18 protein-coding genes, 1 tRNA gene and 2 pseudogenes are annotated in these 19,381 nt (G+C 42.8%); 11 read left to right on the top strand and 10 right to left on the bottom strand.

The genetic code is table 11. From position 1 onward, the window contains the following. From AVJ20_RS15255 to AVJ20_RS15215, 9 genes and pseudogenes are all read left to right on the top strand, one after another. A pseudogene (locus tag AVJ20_RS15255) lies at positions 1 to 1,345 on the top strand (hypothetical protein); the annotation flags it as partial. Positions 1,346 to 1,364: 19 nt separating this feature from the next. Beyond that, positions 1,365 to 2,663, top strand: coding sequence for an NAD(P)/FAD-dependent oxidoreductase (locus AVJ20_RS15250; protein WP_111885825.1), 1,299 nt, complete (start codon positions 1,365 to 1,367; stop codon positions 2,661 to 2,663). After that, complete coding sequence (locus tag AVJ20_RS15245) at positions 2,653 to 3,222, top strand: DUF3261 domain-containing protein (protein ID WP_111885824.1); 570 nt, start codon at positions 2,653 to 2,655, stop codon at positions 3,220 to 3,222. Before AVJ20_RS15250 ends, AVJ20_RS15245 begins: the two co-directional genes overlap by 11 nt. Before the next feature lie 7 nt (positions 3,223 to 3,229). After that, a complete protein-coding gene (locus AVJ20_RS15240) occupies positions 3,230 to 4,411 on the top strand; it encodes a beta-ketoacyl-[acyl-carrier-protein] synthase family protein (RefSeq protein ID WP_111885828.1) in 1,182 nt (393 codons plus the stop codon). After that, the gene (locus AVJ20_RS15235) at positions 4,408 to 4,839 is read left to right on the top strand and encodes a 3-hydroxylacyl-ACP dehydratase (protein ID WP_111885823.1); all 432 of its coding nucleotides are present in this window, start codon (positions 4,408 to 4,410) and stop codon (positions 4,837 to 4,839) included. Before AVJ20_RS15240 ends, AVJ20_RS15235 begins: the two co-directional genes overlap by 4 nt. Positions 4,840 to 4,841: 2 nt before the next feature. Then, on the top strand, positions 4,842 to 5,567 hold the full coding sequence (locus tag AVJ20_RS15230) for a 3-ketoacyl-ACP reductase FabG2 (RefSeq protein ID WP_111885827.1): 726 nt from the start codon (positions 4,842 to 4,844) through the stop codon (positions 5,565 to 5,567). Continuing rightward, positions 5,567 to 6,787 (top strand): beta-ketoacyl-ACP synthase, encoded by a 1,221-nt coding sequence (locus tag AVJ20_RS15225; protein ID WP_111885822.1) that lies wholly within the window; start codon positions 5,567 to 5,569, stop codon positions 6,785 to 6,787. Before AVJ20_RS15230 ends, AVJ20_RS15225 begins: the two co-directional genes overlap by 1 nt. A 21-nt stretch (positions 6,788 to 6,808) precedes the next feature. After that, positions 6,809 to 7,243, top strand: a complete 435-nt coding sequence (locus tag AVJ20_RS15220; RefSeq protein WP_111885821.1) for an excinuclease — start codon at positions 6,809 to 6,811, stop codon at positions 7,241 to 7,243. An 81-nt stretch (positions 7,244 to 7,324) separates the two neighbouring features. Beyond that, positions 7,325 to 7,941, top strand: a pseudogene (locus AVJ20_RS15215) (4'-phosphopantetheinyl transferase family protein). Between the two features lie 128 nt (positions 7,942 to 8,069). Here AVJ20_RS15215 and secF read toward each other — a convergent pair. The 8 genes from secF to queA form a co-directional block, all read right to left on the bottom strand. Beyond that, on the bottom strand, positions 8,070 to 9,032 hold the full coding sequence (gene secF / locus AVJ20_RS15210) for a protein translocase subunit SecF (protein ID WP_111885820.1): 963 nt from the start codon (positions 9,030 to 9,032) through the stop codon (positions 8,070 to 8,072). Between the two features lie 10 nt (positions 9,033 to 9,042). Continuing rightward, entirely contained in the window at positions 9,043 to 10,941 is a 1,899-nt protein-coding gene (secD, locus tag AVJ20_RS15205) for a protein translocase subunit SecD (protein ID WP_111885819.1), read from the bottom strand. A 54-nt stretch (positions 10,942 to 10,995) separates the two neighbouring features. Next, positions 10,996 to 11,325: a preprotein translocase subunit YajC gene (yajC, locus tag AVJ20_RS15200; RefSeq protein WP_111885818.1), complete on the bottom strand. Its 330-nt coding sequence runs from the start codon at positions 11,323 to 11,325 to the stop codon at positions 10,996 to 10,998. 106 nt (positions 11,326 to 11,431) lie between these two features. Beyond that, entirely contained in the window at positions 11,432 to 12,562 is a 1,131-nt protein-coding gene (gene tgt, locus AVJ20_RS15195; RefSeq protein ID WP_078194179.1) for a tRNA guanosine(34) transglycosylase Tgt, read from the bottom strand. 80 nt (positions 12,563 to 12,642) lie between these two features. Next, positions 12,643 to 13,539 carry a DUF4303 domain-containing protein gene (locus AVJ20_RS15190; protein WP_111885817.1) on the bottom strand — a complete coding sequence of 299 codons (897 nt, stop codon included), beginning with the start codon at positions 13,537 to 13,539 and terminating at the stop codon, positions 12,643 to 12,645. A gap of 81 nt (positions 13,540 to 13,620) precedes the next feature. After that, the gene (locus AVJ20_RS15185; RefSeq protein ID WP_078191268.1) at positions 13,621 to 14,187 is read right to left on the bottom strand and encodes a LemA family protein; all 567 of its coding nucleotides are present in this window, start codon (positions 14,185 to 14,187) and stop codon (positions 13,621 to 13,623) included. A gap of 53 nt (positions 14,188 to 14,240) precedes the next feature. After that, positions 14,241 to 15,269: a hypothetical protein gene (locus AVJ20_RS15180; protein WP_111885816.1), complete on the bottom strand. Its 1,029-nt coding sequence runs from the start codon at positions 15,267 to 15,269 to the stop codon at positions 14,241 to 14,243. A gap of 21 nt (positions 15,270 to 15,290) precedes the next feature. Continuing rightward, positions 15,291 to 16,331 carry a tRNA preQ1(34) S-adenosylmethionine ribosyltransferase-isomerase QueA gene (gene queA, locus AVJ20_RS15175; protein ID WP_111885815.1) on the bottom strand — a complete coding sequence of 347 codons (1,041 nt, stop codon included), beginning with the start codon at positions 16,329 to 16,331 and terminating at the stop codon, positions 15,291 to 15,293. Positions 16,332 to 16,509: 178 nt separating this feature from the next. Here queA and AVJ20_RS15170 point away from each other — a divergent pair. Continuing rightward, positions 16,510 to 16,596 (top strand) — tRNA-Leu (locus AVJ20_RS15170). A 191-nt stretch (positions 16,597 to 16,787) separates the two neighbouring features. Then, positions 16,788 to 17,789, top strand: a complete 1,002-nt coding sequence (locus tag AVJ20_RS15165; RefSeq protein ID WP_306669770.1) for a tyrosine-type recombinase/integrase — start codon at positions 16,788 to 16,790, stop codon at positions 17,787 to 17,789. Between the two features lie 300 nt (positions 17,790 to 18,089). Here AVJ20_RS15165 and AVJ20_RS15160 read toward each other — a convergent pair whose 3' ends face one another. Both AVJ20_RS15160 and AVJ20_RS15155 read right to left on the bottom strand, forming a co-directional pair. Continuing rightward, positions 18,090 to 18,578, bottom strand: coding sequence for a hypothetical protein (locus AVJ20_RS15160; RefSeq protein WP_162689783.1), 489 nt, complete (start codon positions 18,576 to 18,578; stop codon positions 18,090 to 18,092). 202 nt (positions 18,579 to 18,780) lie between these two features. After that, positions 18,781 to 19,188 (bottom strand): hypothetical protein, encoded by a 408-nt coding sequence (locus AVJ20_RS15155; RefSeq protein ID WP_111885813.1) that lies wholly within the window; start codon positions 19,186 to 19,188, stop codon positions 18,781 to 18,783. Between the last annotated feature and the right edge of the window lie 193 nt (positions 19,189 to 19,381).

Here is a 19,381-nt window from a genome sequence, read left to right as displayed (position 1 = left end):
TGGCCATTGGCAGTCTCAGCACCGTCAAATTGATGGTTTTGCCGTCTTAAAGCCATTATTGCCGAGCTTATTTGTGGGTCTGATGACCACGCTGCTGGCTTATGTGGTGCTGAGCTTTACGCCATTTCCGGGCTTTAAGCAGATCGCAGTGTTCTCTATGGTTGGCCTAAGCGCGGCATGGGTGACCAGTATTTTACTGCTGCCGCGCTTGCCTGCTTTAAATGCCGAACCTGCAATTCGTATGCTGAGTTTTATTGGTCATGCGCGCAACTATATTCAAGCACGTAATCGCTTACGCTATGTTTTGATGGCGCTGATTGTTGCAGTGACTGGCAGCAGCTTACTGTTCTTAAAAAGCAATGATGACATCCGTAACTTGCAAAGTATGGATCAACGCTTAAAACAGGAAGATCAGTATGTGCGCGAACGCTTTATGCAGCAGCAGGGCAGTGATTATTTTGTGGTGCAGGGCAAAACACCTGCAGAATTAGAGCGCAATGAACAGCATTTACTGGATCAGCTGTCTAAATTGCAGCAGGCTGGAAAATTAGATGCTGTACAGGCGCTGGGTCAGTGGGTGCTGCCTCTAGTGCAGCAAAAGCAGAATGTAGCTATGCTTCAGGCCATTCCTGAGCAGGCATTGCGTGATTATGCACAGGCGCTGCAGCTGAATGAGTCTGAGGTTTTGAATTGGCAAGTCAATTTGAAGCATCAGCCGCTGCTGAGTGATGCTGTGTTTCAAGATCATCCGCTGCATTTTTTACAGATGAATTCTACCCAGCGTTTAGTCATGCTGCAAAATGTGTATGATGTGGTAGCTTTGCAAAAATTAAGCAATCACAATGTGCAGCTGCTGCGGCCAGTCAATCAGCTGTCTGAGCTATTTCAGCAGCATCGTATACAAGCGCAGTGGCTGCTGCTGAGTGCTTTGGCAATTTTAGCCATTGGCTTAGGGCTGCTATATGGGAAAAAATCCATCTTGCCGCTGGTGCTGCCCGTGACCATGGCGCTGATGACGACCTTTGCCATACAAGCTTGGTTAGGCGTAGAAATTAATCTGTTCAGCATTATGGGCACCTTCCTGATTATCGGCATTGGCGTGGACTATGCGATTTTCTATCGTCATGGACACGACCATCCGCAAGTGGTTGGCATGGCGCTGTTTCTATGCATGATGTCGACTTTCTTTGGGTTTGGACTTCTGTCCTTTAGCCATACCTATGCCATTCACAGCTTTGGCTTGACGGTGCTGCTCGGGGTCATTTTTTCATTTATTTATGCAACATTGTTTACATCTTCCGATGCAGAGCATGTTGTGGTTCAGCAATATCAGCCAAAGAGCTGAGTAATAAGGTAATAGTGCAATGAGCACACTACAGCACACAGATGTCTTAATTATTGGCGCAGGGCCTTCGGGCAGTTCGGCAGCAGCCTTACTGCGTCAAAAAGGCTATCAAGTGACGGTGATCGAAAAACAATATTTTCCGCGCTTTTCAATTGGGGAATCTCTACTGCCGCAGTCTATGGTATTTCTAGAAGAAGCTGGCCTGCTGGAGACGGTGCGTGAGCATGTCGAAGAATATGCATTTCAATTTAAAAACGGCGCAGCTTTCCTAAAAGGCCCGCAGCGCAGTTTCTATGATTTTACCCAAAAATTCAGTGAAGGCCCGGGCACTACTTGGCAAGTGCGCCGTGCCAATTTTGACCATTTGCTGGCGCAGCAGGCAGGCAAAATGGGTGCAGACATCCGCTTTGGTCATGAAGTGACCGCTGTAGATGTAGAAAGCGCGCATCCCATTTTGACGGTGAAAGATGAACAAGGTCAGCCTTATCAAATTCAAGGCAAGTTCTTGTTGGATGCCAGCGGCTTTGGCCGAATTTTGCCTAAATTTTTAGATTTAGAAAGCCCGTCAGATTTCCCAGTTCGCCGCGCCGTATTTACGCATATTGAAGACGGTATTTTGGATGATCCAGAATTTGACCGTGAAAAAATCTTGATTGCGGTACATGAAAAAGATCACCGCGCATGGTATTGGCTGATTCCTTTTGCCGATGGACGTTCATCGTTTGGTGTGGTTGCAGAGCAAGACTTTTTTGAAAAATATGGTTATGACGGTAGTCCCGATTATGATTTAGAGGCATTGCAAAAACGCATTTTGGCGGATGATGTGAGTTTATCTAAGGTGTTGCGCAAAGCGAAGCATGATACGCCAGTCCGTACATTGGTTGGCTATTCTGCCAATGTTAAACAGCTGGCTTCACATAATTATGCATTGCTCGGCAACGCGGGCGAGTTTTTAGATCCTGTGTTCTCTTCAGGGGTGACTATTGCGCTGAAATCTTCTAGCTTGGCCATTCCTTTGGTTGATCAAGTATTGCAAGGTCAGTCTGTGGACTGGATGGTGCAGTATGAAAAACCATTACGCAAAGGTATTCAAGTGTTCCGCGCTTATGTGGAATCTTGGTATACAGGCGAATTTCAAGATGTGGTATTTTCAACGAAGCAAGATGAAAAAATCCGCCGCATGATTGCCTCACTTTTGGCAGGCTATGCGTGGGATGAAACAAACCCGATTCACCGTAATGCCAAGCAGCGTTTGAGTACATTGGCAGAATATTGCCGCGAAGCGCACATGCGGGAAACCATGACAGATGGCACTTAATGTAAATGCTAAAATCACTGCTTTAGTTTTGGCTGGCGCTGTCTTGTGCAGCGGCTGTCAAAGCTTGGCGCCTAAAATTCTGCCAAAGGCGCAAGGTTTGTCTGCGCCACAATGGACCGCGCAAAGCTATCAGCGCCAAGATCAGATTGAAGTGCAATGGAAAGAACATGGCTTCAGTTTTTTGCTGTATCAGCAGCAAAGCGGTCAGCAGCTGGACATGCTGGCGCTGAGCCTGACTGGGCAGCAGCTGTTTAAACTTAGTTTTGATGGGCAGCAGGTTCGTGTGGAACAGCGTATAGATGCCATGAAATACTTGCCCTTTGACTATGTGGTGAGGGATATTCTGTACGCAACCTATCCACAGTTTATGGCTTTACATGCAGGGCAAACGGCTGTGAGGCAAAAAGACGGTGTGGTCTATATCAATCAGCAGCCCGTGTTAAACATTCAGCCGCTAGAGGGAGCGGTTGAACTGAATAACCTGCAAGTACCGTATCAAATGGTAATTAGCGCAGTGAGCAATACTTTGGAAGATGATCGAGGCGAGAGTGACCAATAACAATATCATGCGCCATTCTGCTGTGGGGATACAGTTCAGCGCGGCTTTGTCTTCTTTGGGGGAAAATGCCAGTGAATTGAAAAATGCACTGTGCACAGCAGGCAATACATTAACGCAGCGTCAAGATTTAATCGCGGAGCGCACGGTTTGGGTGGGGGCTTCTGCTGCATCCTTAGGGCAAAACATACCAGAACATTTGCAGTTTGCAGATTCGCGTAATTTAAGATTTGCTTTAACGGCTTTGCGGCAAATAGAGGCTGATATTCGCGCCTATACAGCACAATTTGCAAAGCAGCGCCTTGCAGTCATTGTTGGCACTTCGACTTCAGGCATTGCCGATAATGAAGCAATATTAAAGGCGCATTTTCAGCAACTTTCTGCAGAGCCGATTAGCCATCATAAACAGGAAATGGGCTGTGTGGCGAAATCACTGCAGCAGTACTTGGGCTGGGAAGGTCCTGCATATACCATTTCAACTGCCTGTTCTTCGGCAGCCAAAGCCATGGCTGCAGGGCAGCGCCTGCTGAATGCAGATCTAGCAGATGCCGTTTTAGTTGGCGGTGTAGATACTTTGTGCAAATTGACTTTGAATGGTTTTGACAGTTTGGAAAGCTTATCCAGCTCTATTTGCCAGCCTTGCGGCGCACACCGTGACGGCATCAATATTGGTGAAGCGGCGGCATTATTTTTATTGTCCAAAGACTCGGCTCCAGTGATGCTACTGTCAAGTGGTGAATCTATGGATGCATGGCATATTTCTGCGCCGCATCCAGAAGGGCGAGGTGCGGCAGAAGCGATGCAAAAAGCATTGGATGCTGCTGATTTAAATGCTACAGATATTAGCTATTTGAATTTGCATGGCACGTCTACTCCGCAAAATGACCTCATGGAAATTAAAGCGGTGCAGACCGTTTTTGCAGATTATCCAGTTGCGCTGAGCAGCACCAAACACAAAACGGGTCACTGCCTAGGTGCGGCAGGTGCGATTGAAGCTTTTATTTGCCAGCAGGTGCTGTTAGATCAATCTTGGCTGCCTTTACATCACGCAGGTGAATTAGACCCTGCTTTGGCTCAGCAGAATTATGTTTTGAATAGCCATGCAGCGCAGCCGATGCATTATGTAATGAGCAACTCCTTTGCCTTTGGCGGCAGCAATATCAGTTTAATTTTAGGAACCGTTTTGCCATGATGGATGCCGTACAGTTTATTCCGCATGAACAACCGATGGTTTTTGTAGATCATTTGATTGAAGCCAATGACAGTTATGCCATTGCAGAATTGCAGATTCGACCTGAGTTGATGTTTTGTGAAGCAGAAGGTTTGCCGACATGGAGCAGCATTGAATTAATGGCGCAAACCATCAGTGCCTATGCGGGACATAAAGGGCAAACGAAAGGCTTGCCGCCTAAAGTCGGCTTTTTATTGGGTACACGTAAAATGCAGTTGCCCTGTCCATATTTCGCTGTGGGCAATACCGTGCGTATTCGAGTTGAGCAGAGCTATCTGCACGAAGGTCTAGGCCAGTTTAATTGTGAAATTGAATATCAAGAACATCGCTTTAGCGCCATGCTGAGTGTATTTGAACCAGAAAATATGAATGACGCGATTGGGAAATGAACGTGAGTAGAAGAATTTTAGTAACAGGATCCAGCCGCGGTATAGGTAAGGCAATTGCTTTGGAATTGGCAAAAGCTGGTTTTGATATCACTGTGCATGCGCGGTCTCGTCAGCAGGAAGCGGAGCAGGTAGCGCAAGAAATTCAGGCCATGGGACAAAGCAGTCATGTGTTGATGTTTGATGTGAATGACCGTGAAAATATAGCCTCAATTTTAGAACAGAATATGGCTGAGCATGGCGCATTTTATGGTGTGGTGCTGAATGCTGGCTTAACCCGTGATGGCGCTTTTCCAGCTTTGACCGATGATGATTGGGATGAGGTGGTATCGACCTCACTGAATGGTTTTTACAATGTGCTTAAGCCATTGATGATGCCGATGATCCGTTTAAAAAAAGGCGGCCGTATTGTCACTTTATCTTCCGTTTCTGGCGTGATGGGCAACCGCGGGCAAGTCAATTACAGCGCTGCCAAAGCAGGCTTAATTGGTGCAACCAAAGCATTGGCACTGGAATTAGCAAAACGAAAAATTACTGTGAATTGTGTAGCACCAGGTTTAATTGAAACTGAAATGGTGACAGAAGAAGTCAAAGAACATGCATTGAAAATGATTCCAATGCAGCGCATGGGGCAAGTGGATGAAGTGGCAAAAACGGTTAAGTTTTTATGCAGTGATGATGCCAGCTATATTACCCGCCAAGTGATTTCGGTAAATGGAGGACTGATTTGATGAAACGTGTAGTTGTTACAGGCATGTCAGGTATCACTTCATTGGGTGAAACTGCAGATCAAATTTTTGAACAATTTGCAGCAGGCAAAAGCGGCATCCGCTACATGCCAGATTGGGAAATCTATGGTGATCTACGCAGTAAGCTGGGTGGTCCTGTAGAGAGCTTTACCGTTCCCAAGCATTTTAACCGTAAGGTGACTCGCGGCATGGGGCGTGTAGCCTTAATGTCTGTGGTCTGCGCAGAAAAAGCGCTGGAAGATGCTGGCCTGCTCAACCATGAAATTCTGCATAGCGGCGAAGCGGGTGTGGCCTTTGGTTCATCTGCTGGCAGTGTTGATGCGGTCGGTGAGTTTGGCGCCATGCTGCTGGATAATAATATGAACAAGCTGAATGCGACGACCTATATTCGCATGATGTCGCATACCAGCGCAGTCAATATGACGGTGTATTTTGGTTTGAAAGGACAGACCTTGCCAACATCCAGTGCCTGTACTTCAGGCTCTATGGCGATTGGTCAGGCTTATGAAGCTATTAAATACGGCAAGCAGACCGTGATGATTGCAGGCGGAGCAGAAGAGCTGAGCGCTGCTGGTTCTGCGGTGTTTGATGTGCTGCTGGCCACCAGTACGCAAAATGACAGCCCAGAAAAAACTCCACGTCCTTTTGATGCAAAGCGTGATGGTTTGGTGGTGGGCGAGGGTACAGGCTGTCTGATTTTAGAAGAATATGAACATGCCAAAGCACGCGGCGCGAACATTTATGCAGAAATTATTGGTTATGGAACCAATACCGATGGTCAGCATGTAACACGCCCAGATTCTGAGATGATGGGACGCTGCATGGAGCTGGCACTGAAAGATGCGCAGGTAGATGCCTCAGAAATTGATTATGTGAATGCGCACGGTACATCTACCGATCAAGGTGATGTCGCTGAAACTCAAGCGACAGCGCGCATATTAGGCAAGAAGCCGATCAGCTCCTTAAAGAGTTATTTTGGGCATACGCTAGGTGCTTGCGGCGCGATTGAAGCGTGGCTGAGTATTGAAATGATGCACCGTAAACAGCTGGTGCCGACTTTAAATTTAGAACAGCTTGACAGCGACTGCGGCGATTTGGATTATATCGTCAATGAAATGCGTTCAGCAGAAACGCACATGCTGATGAGCAACAATTTTGCATTTGGAGGGATTAATACCTCCTTGATATTTAAACAGGTTTAATTTAAAAAAGAGGGAAAAATAATGATATTGAAAAATATCTGTGCTGCAGCTGTATTGATGGCAGGGGCAATGACCGTTGTGCATGCAGCAGATGCCATGCATGATTTTAATTTCAAAGAAGCTGTTGATCGTGCAGTTGCTGACGGTACGCTAGATGGTTCTGTGAAATTTTATCTTGCAGGGACAAAATCTGGTGGTAAAGTCATTGAAAAAGGTTTAGTCACCAATAAAAAAACCAACGGTTTTGCCAAATCTGCAGAAAGCTCATGTGACCATGTACTGCGTTCTGCATTGATTCAATTCCAAAATACCGCTAAAGCCAAAGGCGCGAATGCAGTAACTAACTTGGTGAGTTTCTACAAGTCAAATGAAACTCGCAGCACCACCACATATCAATGCGCGAAAGGAACTGCGATTGCAGGCGTAGCGCTGAAAGGTGATATCGTTAAATTTTAAGTGATTGCTGTATTTTAAACATAAACATCAAGCTGAGCAGGGCATGAATAAGCCAAGAACCATTCAAGTGCTACAAATGCCATTGCTCAACTTGCGCCTTTAACGCGCGATGCATTTTCTGATATGCGCGCTTATCAGGCCTATAAAAAACAGCAAATTTATCAGCAGCGCAATTTACATCTTTCAGACGCCATGCAGCGGCCCGTGCAAGACGCAGATTTTTTAAAGCCCGAATTTGGTAAACCTTATTTAGCCCAAACAGCAGCGCTCGCCTTTAATCACTCGCATAGCCAGCAGCATTATGCTTTGGCAATCAGCAGTCATAATCATGATATAGGCGTAGACGTGGAAGACTTAGCGCGTTAGCTGCGTTTTGATGCTTTGGCGCGCCATGCTTTTCATCCCAATGAGTTGGCAAACTGGGAACAGGCGGACAATTCAGATGAATACTGGTTTAAAGTGTAGACCACCAAAGAGGCCGTATTAAAGGCTTCTGGCCTGGGTATTCGTATAAGTTTGAACGAATTGGATACGCAGGTCATCCTATGCACAATGGTGGGATATGCAGCCATCTAGAAATTGGGACTTTTGCGTATCAAAACTTTTTATTGCCCAGCACGATGTTAACAGTTTCGTGGCGTTCAGCGCTGTCCTGCAACGGTTTTGCATTCCCAGACATTCAAATTTTTCAGCATTGAAAAATAGAATTTAGAGTGTGAAAATAGGCTGATTTTCAGCTTAATACTATTCATATAAATTTATATAAATACGCCATAAAAAAACCCATCCGAAGATGGGTTTTGATCTGAACTATAAGTTGAAAAGCTTAAGGAATCTCTTCTTCTTCAAATTCAGGCTTCACTTGTACAATGAAGTCTTGACGGTTCAGACCACGCCATAGCGCGAAGGCAGTACCAATGTAGATTGATGAATATGTACCCACAAACACACCAACAAACATTGCAACAGAGAACCATTTCAGACCATCACCGCCCAGTACCATCATCGCTACAACAACCAGTAACAGTGTCATAGAGGTGTGAATGGTACGGCGAAGTGTTTCAGTTAATGCACTGTTCACAACTTCGAGAGGTTCGGCACCGCGAATCTTACGGAAGTTTTCACGAATACGGTCAGATACAACGATGTTATCGTTGAGCGAGAAACCAATAATCGCGAGTAGCGCGGCCAAGACTGTTAAGTCAAACGGCCACTGCATCATGGCAAAGATACCAATGGTCACCACGATATCGTGGAATAAAGACAGTACAGCACCCATCGCAAGTTTGAACTCAAAGCGAATAGTGACATAAACCAGCATGAGCAGTAGGGCAAGACCTACAGCACCCGCAGAACGCACATAGAGTTCATTACCGACTTGACCACCAACCACATCAACTTTATGTACTTCTGCTTTATTGCCTGGCAATTGAGCGGCAGTCGTAATGGCTTTGGTTAGGTCTTCAGCTTCAATGTCTTTTTGAACTGGCATACGAACCATCAGGTCGCGGTCAGATCCTAAGGTTTGTACCACAGGGTCTTTAAAACCAGCTTTTGTCAGCGCTGAGCTCACATCGGTAGATTTTACTGGTTGACTATAGTTCAACTCTGCTGCCACACCGCCAGTAAAGTCCAAACCGAGGTTTAGACCTTTGGTGCAAATAAAAAAGATACTTGCGAGCGTTAAAATAATCGATATCAAGGCTGCCGGTTTGGCAATCTTCATAAACGGAATAATGCGCTCGTTGTCAGGACGGCCGTATTGTTTCGGTTGAGTATTTTCAGTCATCTTAGATCTCCTAAATGCTCAACTTCTTCAGGTTACGTTTTTTACCATAAATGATTTGTACGATTGCACGTGTCACAGTAATCGCTGTGAACATTGAGCACACAATACCAATCATTAGGGTAACCGCGAAGCCTTTAATCGGGCCTGTACCAATTGCAAACAGAATGAAAGCAACCAAGAATGTGGTTAAGTTGGAGTCAAAGATGGTGTTATACGCACGATCATAACCCGCAACAATCGCCTGTTTCGGTGAGGCACCCCATTTAATTTCCTCTCGTATCCGCTCACAGATCAGTACGTTGGCATCGACCGCCATACCAATGGTAATTACGATACCTGCAATACCCGGCAGGGTGAGGGATGCGCCAATCCAAGACATGATAGTTAAGATCATGGCAAGGTTAACCACGAGAGCAAAGTTGGCAATCAAACCGAACACACGGAAGAAGACCACCATCCAAATAGCAACCAATAAGAAACCGATTTGAGTTGATAATACGCCTTTGTCGATGTTTTCTTGACCGAGACTCGGACCAATCACACGTTCTTCCACGAAGTACATTGGCGCTGCCAAAGCACCTGCACGTAACATCAATGCAAGTTCAGATGCTTCTTGAGGTGAATCCAGACCAGTAATACGGAACTGAGAACCCAATACGGCTTGAATAGTTGCCGCATTGATGACCACAGATTCGGTATAAGGTGTACGAACTTCAGTTTGTGTACCTGTTGCAGGATCAGCAACATAACTAATTTTTTGTTTGTTCTCGATGAACAAAACTGCCATTCGTTTGCCTACAGCATTACGAGTAGCTTCAGACATCAACTTACCGCCTGCAGTGTCCAACGTAATGTTTACTTCAGCACCACCTGTATCTTGGCTAAAACCTGACGACGCGTTTTGTACACGTTCACCCGTTAAGATACGGTTACGGTTAAGCAATAATTGACGACCACTGTCCAAAGATTCATAAGCAAATGCTTCGGTACCCGGAGGTAATGAGCCTTTTGCTTGACCTGTGTATGGATCGATGTATTGATCATTTAAGTCAGAAACTAAGCGGAACTCAAGGTTTGCAGTACGACCAAGTACACGTTTTGCTTCAGCAGTATCTTGTACACCCGGTAATTCAACCACAATACGGTTGCTACCTTGAGTTTGCACCAATGCTTCAGCTACACCTAACTCGTTAATACGGTTACGTAAAGTCGTTAAGTTTTGGTTGACAGCATAAGACTGAATTTCTTGTTTACGTGTATCTGTGTAGCTTAGACGAAGAGTCGAACCTTCAGTAGTTGCAACCGCTTGTTGAGTATATTCATTGCCGTTACGACGAAGGAAATCCATAGCTGCAGAACGGTCATCATTATTTGCAAATTGCATCGTAATGGTGTTGTTGTTCAAAGATAAGCTATTGAATTTTAATTTATTGTCACGAAGTTGGCGACGTAAGTCAGCCGCAGACGTTTCCATACGTTGTGAAATGGCTTTATCCATATCCACTTCAAGTAGGAAATGTACACCACCACGTAAATCCAGACCTAGCTTCATTGGTTTAGCACCAATTTTTTGTAGCCATTCTGGGGTAGTAGGCGCAAGGTTCAATGCGACGACATAATTTTCACCGAGCCCACGACGCAGTGCTTCTTTCGCTTTTAATTGTTGTTCGCTCGAATCAACACGTAATAAAGCGGCATTATTGGTGAAGCTATTGTCATGGCTGGCAATATTTTCAGATTTTAAAATCTGCTCTGCTTTTTGTACGATGCTTTGGTCAATCTGGGTACCGGCTTTGGCACCTGAAATTTGAACAGCAGGTTCATCAGGATACAAACTTGGCAGGGCATATAATGTACTGATGACTAGTACCACTAGAATCAGTAGATATTTCCATGCTGGGTAACGCATTCGTTTTCTTCTTAAAATGAAAAAAGCCGTGCGGGTGCACGACTTATTTTTTGATTAAAGGTTATTTAGAGTGCCTTCAGGCAGAACTGAAATCACACTTGCGCGTTGTACTTTTACTTCTACGCCACGGTTCAGTTCAATAACTGCAAAATCACCTTCGATTTTTGTGATTTTACCCATTAAACCGCCCGCAAAAACAACTTCACTGCCAACGCCAAGGCTTTCAATTAGTGCACGATGTTCTTTTGCACGTTTTGATTGAGGGCGCCAGATCAAGAAGTAGAAGATTGCGACAAATACCGCAATCATCAACAGGTTTGCCATCATGCTTGGTTGCTGTGCAGCTTCACCTGCCGCGTGAGCAGTAGAAATAAAAAGGCTCATTTCATTTTCCTAAACTAAAAAAACTGGTTATCAATACTTTGATAAATAAATTGGACTTGTTCAGCAATTTACCTTGTCTTTTTCTTCAGCGCAAATGCTGAAAGAATTAATCTTGAGGACAAGGTGGCACTTCCATGCCGCGACGACGATAAAAGTCTTCAACAAACTCATCAAAAGTGCCATGATCGAGAGCATCACGCATCGCTTCAGTCAGACGCAGGTAATAACGTAAGTTATGAATAGTACCGAGCATCGAACCGAGCATTTCGCCGCATTTCTCAAGATGGAAGAGATAAGATTTGGTGAAGTTTGTACAGGTATAGCAGTCGCAATGTGGGTCAAGCGGGCTTTGATCATGACGATATTTGGCATTACGAATACGCACTAAACCGTCAGTCACAAAATAATGACCATTACGTGCATTTCGAGTTGGCATCACACAGTCAAACATATCGACACCGCGACGAACCGCTTCTACGATATCTTCTGGTTTACCGACTCCCATCAAGTAACGTGGTTTATCCGCAGGCATTTTCTCTGGAAGATAATCCAATACTTTGATCATTTCTTCTTTAGGTTCGCCAACAGACAAGCCGCCAATGGCATAACCATCAAAATCAATTTCTTTCAGACCATTTAAAGATTCATCACGTAAATCTTCGTACATGCCGCCTTGGATAATACCAAACAGGGCATTACGGTTTTTCAGCACGTCATGATGTTGAGTCTTACAACGTTTCGCCCAACGTAATGAAAGCTGCAATGATTTTTGCGCTTCTTCATGTGTCGCAGGATAAGGCGTACATTCATCAAAAATCATCACGATGTCTGAATTCAGCGTGTGCTGAATATCCATCGAAATTTCAGGAGATAAAAAGACTTTAGAGCCATCAATCGGAGAGCGGAAAGTCACGCCCTCTTCTTTAATTTTGCGCATAGCGCCAAGGCTGAAGACTTGGAAACCACCTGAATCTGTCAAAATCGGGTTATTCCATTTCATGAATTGGTGTAAGCCACCATGTTCACGAATAACATCTAGGCCTGGACGTAGATATAAATGGAAGGTATTGCCCAAAATAACTTGGGATTTAATTTCTTTAATGTCACGTGGGAGCATGCCTTTTACAGTACCGTAAGTACCGACAGGCATGAACATAGGTGTTTCAACAACGCCATGTTCAAGGGTTAAACGGCCGCGACGAGCACGGCCCGATTGCGCCAATTTTTCAAACTTCATACAAGGTCCAGATCAAGGCGAAAAAACAGTTCGCTGATGGTAAGAGTGCTAAAAGTGCTCTATTTTCCTTGATTCTGCGGTTAAACGCTAGCTTTGTCGGGTGTTAAGTCTGTAAATTTATAGATTGCGTCTTGTGACAAGGCTTCATCTGAACTCTTGGCATTAAAATAGAACTGGTTAATTCGCTGCAAAATTTCTTCTTTATCCATCGCAAACGTACCTTTCGGGTCCGATGTCATGGCCACGATGCTGTCAATGAGCTTTTGAATATAGGGATTCGTGCTTGCATAGCTTTTTTCTAAGCTTAAAAGATAGACTTCATTGGCTACATGTAAATAGTTATAAGGTTGTATTTCAACGATTTGAGCCAAATCAATCAGCAGGTCTTTATCATACTGAGACAGCTTCATACGCTTGGGTAAACTGTCGAGCTTGAGGGGTTGTTTGGATTTGAGAAAATCGTCAAGTTGTGTACTTGGAGGATTTAAAACCTGAGCTGAATAAATTTCTATTTCGGGCTGTGTCGGGACCGTGATAAAAAACAGAATATTGTCCAGTTCTATGCCGTAGGACTGAACCAAGTCGAATTTTGTTTGTTGTATGGCATTGAGCAAGATTGAAAGATGGTTAGCCGATTCAGACTTTATCGTAATTTTTATAGAAGATGGATCAAGGTTTAAATGGCCCACTTCATTTACAGATGTCAGTTTAAACTGCGCCAAGTCTTGACTTAAAGCCAGTAGGCTACGATAGCGCCATTTCGACACATTCCATCGATCATGCGCTGCAAGATATTGAGCAGAATCTTCATCTTCGGCAAAAATACTACGCTGCGTAGAGACTGCGATATAGTCTATGGATAAATAGGGATTGAACGCCAATGTACATGCGTAAATATGGTCGTCTTGGTGCTGCTCATAGAGTTTGAAAAACTCCTGAATCAGCACATTTTTCAGTGCATTAATTTGATTTTGCATATTTTATTTTTCTTTCTAGTTTTGGAGGTGCTTGATCACCTCATCATTATTTTTTTTACTTTTGTACATTAAAGCCCGAACTTAAAAGTTCGGACGATAATCAAAATTTTGGCTGGCAGCTTGATCGCGGAAAGGGCGAACCGCTTTTTTACTCAGCAATAGCGTATTAATAATATTGTTAGGAAACACTTGAATGTGGTTGTTGAACAACTCAACGTTGCGGTTAAAAATAGTAATCGCCGCACCGACATTTTCGTTTTGTTCTTCAATTTCATTCATCATTTTCAGATAAATATCATTGGCTTTGAGCTCTGGATAGTTTTCAACCACAACATTCAGGCTGCGCATTAGATCTTGATTTAAGGCTTCAATACGCTGTAATTGGCTGACATCGGTACTGTTTACGTTCAAATTCATAATGTTTTGACGGAGTTCAGTGACTTTTGCCAAAGTCCCTTGTTCAAAATTGGAATATTGCTCAACCAAAGGCTGTAATCCATCTAAAATTTTGATTTTTTGACGTTCATAGCTAGCTACATCTGACCATGCACGAATGGTTGCATTGTGATGTCGGACAATATTGTTGCGAATCATGATTGCACCAATCACCAATGCAATGATGATTAAAACAAAGATCAAAAGCCCCATAAAATTTATCCTCAAGATAAAAGGTCGTAAGTTAAAACATTATTGTATGAAATCTATTTTAAAAACTGCGTTAAATCGTTTTTCAAATTTTCTAAAGCATTTAATTTAAAGGTTCTGAGATGTCCACGCAATGTCGAAACATCCTGAATTCGTTTTGCTTTACTACTGACTTTAAATAAATCTGTAGAGCCAAGATAGCACATTATTCGGTGGCTCGGATGAAATAGCAGATCACCTTCACGGTTTTGAAAAAAATCCGCTAGTCGGAGGACAAATCCCGGGCTGAGTAATTTAGCCATTTCCATTTGGTTATCGCCATAAAACTTTAATTTTTGATTGGTTTGAATGTCGCTGCTATGCCAAGGAAAACTATAGGGATAGCCAAAGTTTTTACCTGTTGCAGATACGGCTAGTCCATGGATGCCAATATCAAAAACAAATACGCCCCACAGGTCTTTATGAATTTCTTTCACCGTGACTTCATCACCGTCTTTGTCACGTACTTTCAGTTCATTCACATAGTGATAATGAAAGACCATGACTTGATGCTGTTGCTGATTTTCGTCTTCCCAAACGGTGCTCGCGAAGGTCTGAATATCATTCGAAAGGCTGCCTTGTTTAAACACGGGGAACATACGTTTAAGATTGCCAATAAATTGTAGATTATTCAGTGGCATCGAAATGTATTGAGGCTGTCGGTTAAAAGCCAATTGGTATTTTTTTGCGATGCATTCGGTTTCCAAAAACGCAATAACATCTTCGAGCGGGTCATCTTTTTCATAGCTAATATAAGCCCAGAACACCATGGCCAACCCCGCAGCAAAGCAAAGCTGTGCCCAGCCATGATCGGGCTGAATCACGATGAACAGCATGAAGCCGATACCCAACGCAGCTAAAGCTAGGGGGAGTAAATTTTCAAATTTGAGTGTAATGGGAGCATTCCATGGATGCAGTCCATCGAGGAGCTCTTGGTGTGTTTTGGCGTTTCGGCCTATATCCCAGAGCCGAGCGATATTCTGAAAAACCACAGCATTCTTCTTACGACGAATATGGATGGAGTGCTTTACAGAATCGATCGGCATAGGGATGATTTCGGCGTAATTTTATTTGTGGTTAATATTATCAATTAACATCGCATCACCATAACTAAAGAAGCGATATTGGCTTTCGACGGCATGGTGATAGGCATTCAAAATATTGTCTCGATTAGACAACGCTGACACTAACATGAGCAAGGTAGATTCAGGTAAATGGAAGTTGGTAATTAAACGATCGACTACTTTGAACTCATAACCTGGGTAGATAAAGATTTGTGTATCACCAGTCCAACCCTTGAGTTCGCCGCCATTGGCTTGAGCGGCACTTTCAGTCGCACGAGTCGCTGTAGTACCGACAGCAATGACTTTATTGCCACGTGCTTTTGTCTCACGGATTAAAGCCATAGATTCTTCTGATACGTCACACCATTCGCTGTGCATGATGTGATTTTCAATGTCATTGGTGCGCACGGGTAAGAATGTACCAGCACCCACATGCAAGGTAACAAAGGTTTTATTTACGCCTTTGTCTGCCAATTTTTTGAGTAGCGCTTCATCAAAATGTAAGCTTGCTGTTGGTGCTGCAACTGAAGCCAATTTGGTCGGATCGTTAAAAACAGTTTGGTAACGTTCGGTATCAATCGCTTCTGCTTCACGGTTAAAGTAAGGCGGAATCGGTAAAGCACCGTATAAATCTAAAACTTGTAAAATAGGCTGTGAAAATTCCACAACAAATAAGTTTTCATGACGGCCTTGAACGGTCACTTTAACTTCGTCTGGACCAATAAATAATTCCGCACCTTGTTTAGGCGTATTGCTGGCTTTAATGTGGCAATGTGCGGTTTTCGGGTCAAGAATACGTTCAACTAAGACTTCAACTGCACCACCAGTTGCTCGTTTGCCTTTTAAGCGGGCTTTCATCACTTTGGTATCGTTTAGTACCAATAAGTCACCTTCATTGAGCAAGTCTAAAATGTCAGTGAAATGATGGTCGTGATATTCACCATTGATGTCGAGATGGAGCAGGCGTGATGCACTACGTGTTTCAAGCGGATAGCGGGCAATGAGTTCGTCGGGGAGATTGAAGTTAAAGTCAGAAAGTTGCATGTTAAGAAATCTGAAAAGGGGATAATGAAATTTGGCTTAGTATAAGCTTTTTTAGGTTTTAACGCTGAAATTGATGGATTATCCATCTAAAAATTCTTATACGGTTTATTTTTAATCAAATGAGAACATCATGCGTTGACAAGTTTTTGAAACAGTTTATTATACGTTTCAACACCTTCCCGAGGTGGTGAAATTGGTAGACGCGGTGGATTCAAAATCCACTATCAGAGATGATGTGTCGGTTCGAGTCCGACCCTCGGGACCAAAATTCTAAAAAACCCCAAGCTTATTAAGACTTGGGGTTTTTATTGCCTGAAGGAAATCAATGATTTACGTGCACTTTGCGTGATATTTCATGCTTTTACATAGTGCCTTTTTAGTACCTTTTTGTGCTCTTGCCTTCAATAATAAACATCCATATAAACATCCAGAATACAAAGCTGGATGTCTAAAAGTATGGCGCGGTTAGTTAAGCCTTTAACTGTGACTCAAATTGAGTCTTCTCAACCCAATTCCAAAGACTATACATTATGCGATGGTGATGGTTTGTACCTTCGGATAAGGAAGTCTGGGACAAAGACGTGGATTTTCCAATACAAGAATAAGCAGGGATCTCGTGTAGTTGTTACGATTGGAAATTATCCTCAATGTAAATTAGCTTTTGCTCGTGAAAAAAGACGAGAGTATTTGACTCTTCAAGCTGAAGGCATTGATCCGAAGGAGTACTTGGAAAAGCTAGAGAGCACTCAAAGCAGAAACTACTCCCTAGAAAGCATCATTAGAACTTGGCTTGATTTGTATGCTGTTAAGAAGCCTTTAGATGAAGAAACCAAGAAAAAGAGATTGAGAAAATTTGAGAACCATCTATTTCCTCATATTGGTAATTTTCAGATCGAAGATGTTAAGCCAAAAGATCTTCGTATTACCTTAAACAAAATCTATGAGACCAGTGCTGATAATGCTCAGAGAATAAGGGCTTATCTAGTACTTATCTTTAGTTATGCCGTTCAGTATGGATACATTGAAGTAAACCATGTAAGAGAAATGGAGAGCCTCGATCTTACTGCACCTAAAAATCACAGACCAGCTTTACCTCTTCTTCGTCTCCCTGAGCTACTAGCACGAATCAAAGCTGACACAGGTGATGAAATGACAAAGCTTTGTTTGGAGTTAAGTTTACATATCTTCATACGTTCATCCGAACTAAGATTTGCAAGATGGGATGAAATCGATTTTAAGAAGAAGCAATGGATAATTCCTGCGAAGCGAAACCATGTCAACGGAGTTAAGCATTCAGATCGTGGCTCAAAAATGAAAGAAGCACATATCATCCCACTATCTGATCATTCGATAAGACTGTTTCAGGAGGTGAAAAGGTTGGCAGGGACATCGGAGCTGATCTTTCCAAGTTCTCATAGTAATGTGATATTCATTTGTGAGAATACCTTTAATAGCTAATTAAGACGCATGGGGTACGATACTCAAACAGATATATGCTTCCATGGTTTTAGAGCTATGGCACGCTCAGCGTTAGGAGAGTGTGGGTTATTTCAAAGAGATGCTATTGAGAAGCAAATGAGTCATCAGGAGCGAGATAAGGTTGTGGGTGCTTACACTCATGTTGCAGAGTATCTGCATGAGCGTAAGCGTATGATGCAGTGGTAGAGCCAATACCTGATTGATATTGAAGCTAAAGGGTATGTAGCTCCTTATGATTATTCTAACTCTGAGAGCTTTACTTGATACATCGTATAACTCTTAGAATAAGGATGGATCAATATCATTTTCTAGGACGTTGTCCTGATCTTCAGGTTTGAGTCTATACATTACATCAAATATCTTTTGGTTCTCTTTAGGAACATGCCTGCGATATTGATCAACACATGTTGAGCAAAAAACATCTGCAGGAGGTGTGTCTGTCAAGATGTGACGGTCTTGCTTGAGCCCTCCTGTACCCCACATTGTGCAATAGCTATCTTGACCGTTCCAAATATGCATTTTGTTTTTGGTGAGCTTGAGTTTATTCACTAATAAAATGAAATCAAAGTTATCTGTGGTTTTTGTCCAGCGCAGTAGATCAATGCTCCCATGGATAGCAATTTTGTTCAAAAAGTCGCTAGCATCTATTAAGTGTTCGTGGGTCATATTATGAATCCACTGTTGTCCATTGATGGAGTATCGAATTGAATATTGGTCTTTATTAGGTATCAAACTTAATTCATATTTAATGATTGTTGTACGAGTCATAGTTCTACTTTTTTTGTTGTGGGAATTCGATCCCGATCCCTCCAAGCATACAAGAAGATTTTAGCATTTGAAAGTTTTTATTATTGTAACTTGTTGAAATGTAAATACTTACTTAAGTGAGTAAGTACGTGCTTGAGTAAGTACGCACCTATAATGAACTGATTTTTCACAATGAATGCAATTTTTTGGAAGCTTAAACTTACTACTTAATAATCTTAAGACCAAAAACATCAAGCATAAACATGTCAAGTTGACGTGTGGTTTGGAAGTCGCATCCGATACCTGGAGGAGATGGTTTCCCTTTTAATGGTTTTGTTGGGGCGTATGCTCTTGGAATCGAATAGTCATTGTAATTTGAATTCTTTCCAATAAATGTATTGTTTACACCTATCGCAGTTTCTACAGCATCTTTATAGATAAGGTCTGAAACCAAAATATGATGGTCTGTTTGACGACGAAGAATATGAACATATGGCTTTACAGAAGGGTGAGATAGTCTGTAAACATAATCAATCAGTCTTTGCTCGTCTTTGTATTTCTTATTGTATTCATCTTTGAACCCATAGAATTCTTTGAGATGTTCTCTAATTTCATTATCTGTTAATTTCATGATTTTCCCTTGTCTGAATTTTGTAGGGACACATTACGCTCTTGTCAACTACTTAAAACGTGGAAAGGTGAATAACCAATTTTCATTGACTCTACATGTGTCAGGTAGCGTATATATTTGATTATGCTTATCGTAGATAGGCGACAAATCTTTTTTATCAATTGTGTCAAATTAGCCTATTTGTGAATTTTTA

The sequence above is a fragment of the Acinetobacter sp. CFCC 11171 genome (assembly GCF_003268405.1).
GTDB classification, from domain to species: Bacteria; Pseudomonadota; Gammaproteobacteria; order Pseudomonadales; family Moraxellaceae; genus Acinetobacter; species Acinetobacter amyesii.
The sequence above is the reverse complement of the archived record's forward strand: the minus strand, read 5'-3'. Positions and strand labels throughout refer to the sequence as shown.

Coding starts and splice junctions, on each gene's coding strand:
- secD (WP_111885819.1), bottom strand. CDS start 10,941: ATGCGTTACCCAGCATGGAAATATCTACTGATTCTAGTGGTACTAGTC.
- secF (WP_111885820.1), bottom strand. CDS start 9,032: ATGACTGAAAATACTCAACCGAAACAATACGGCCGTCCTGACAACGAG.
- AVJ20_RS15240 (WP_111885828.1), top strand. CDS start 3,230: ATGCGCCATTCTGCTGTGGGGATACAGTTCAGCGCGGCTTTGTCTTCT.
- queA (WP_111885815.1), bottom strand. CDS start 16,331: ATGCAACTTTCTGACTTTAACTTCAATCTCCCCGACGAACTCATTGCC.
- yajC (WP_111885818.1), bottom strand. CDS start 11,325: ATGAGCCTTTTTATTTCTACTGCTCACGCGGCAGGTGAAGCTGCACAG.
- AVJ20_RS15190 (WP_111885817.1), bottom strand. CDS start 13,539: ATGCAAAATCAAATTAATGCACTGAAAAATGTGCTGATTCAGGAGTTT.
- AVJ20_RS15235 (WP_111885823.1), top strand. CDS start 4,408: ATGATGGATGCCGTACAGTTTATTCCGCATGAACAACCGATGGTTTTT.
- AVJ20_RS15165 (WP_306669770.1), top strand. CDS start 16,788: ATGGCGCGGTTAGTTAAGCCTTTAACTGTGACTCAAATTGAGTCTTCT.
- AVJ20_RS15180 (WP_111885816.1), bottom strand. CDS start 15,269: ATGCCGATCGATTCTGTAAAGCACTCCATCCATATTCGTCGTAAGAAG.
- AVJ20_RS15160 (WP_162689783.1), bottom strand. CDS start 18,578: ATGACTCGTACAACAATCATTAAATATGAATTAAGTTTGATACCTAAT.
- AVJ20_RS15185 (WP_078191268.1), bottom strand. CDS start 14,187: ATGGGGCTTTTGATCTTTGTTTTAATCATCATTGCATTGGTGATTGGT.
- AVJ20_RS15155 (WP_111885813.1), bottom strand. CDS start 19,188: ATGAAATTAACAGATAATGAAATTAGAGAACATCTCAAAGAATTCTAT.
- AVJ20_RS15225 (WP_111885822.1), top strand. CDS start 5,567: ATGAAACGTGTAGTTGTTACAGGCATGTCAGGTATCACTTCATTGGGT.
- AVJ20_RS15220 (WP_111885821.1), top strand. CDS start 6,809: ATGATATTGAAAAATATCTGTGCTGCAGCTGTATTGATGGCAGGGGCA.
- AVJ20_RS15250 (WP_111885825.1), top strand. CDS start 1,365: ATGAGCACACTACAGCACACAGATGTCTTAATTATTGGCGCAGGGCCT.
- tgt (WP_078194179.1), bottom strand. CDS start 12,562: ATGAAGTTTGAAAAATTGGCGCAATCGGGCCGTGCTCGTCGCGGCCGT.
- AVJ20_RS15245 (WP_111885824.1), top strand. CDS start 2,653: ATGGCACTTAATGTAAATGCTAAAATCACTGCTTTAGTTTTGGCTGGC.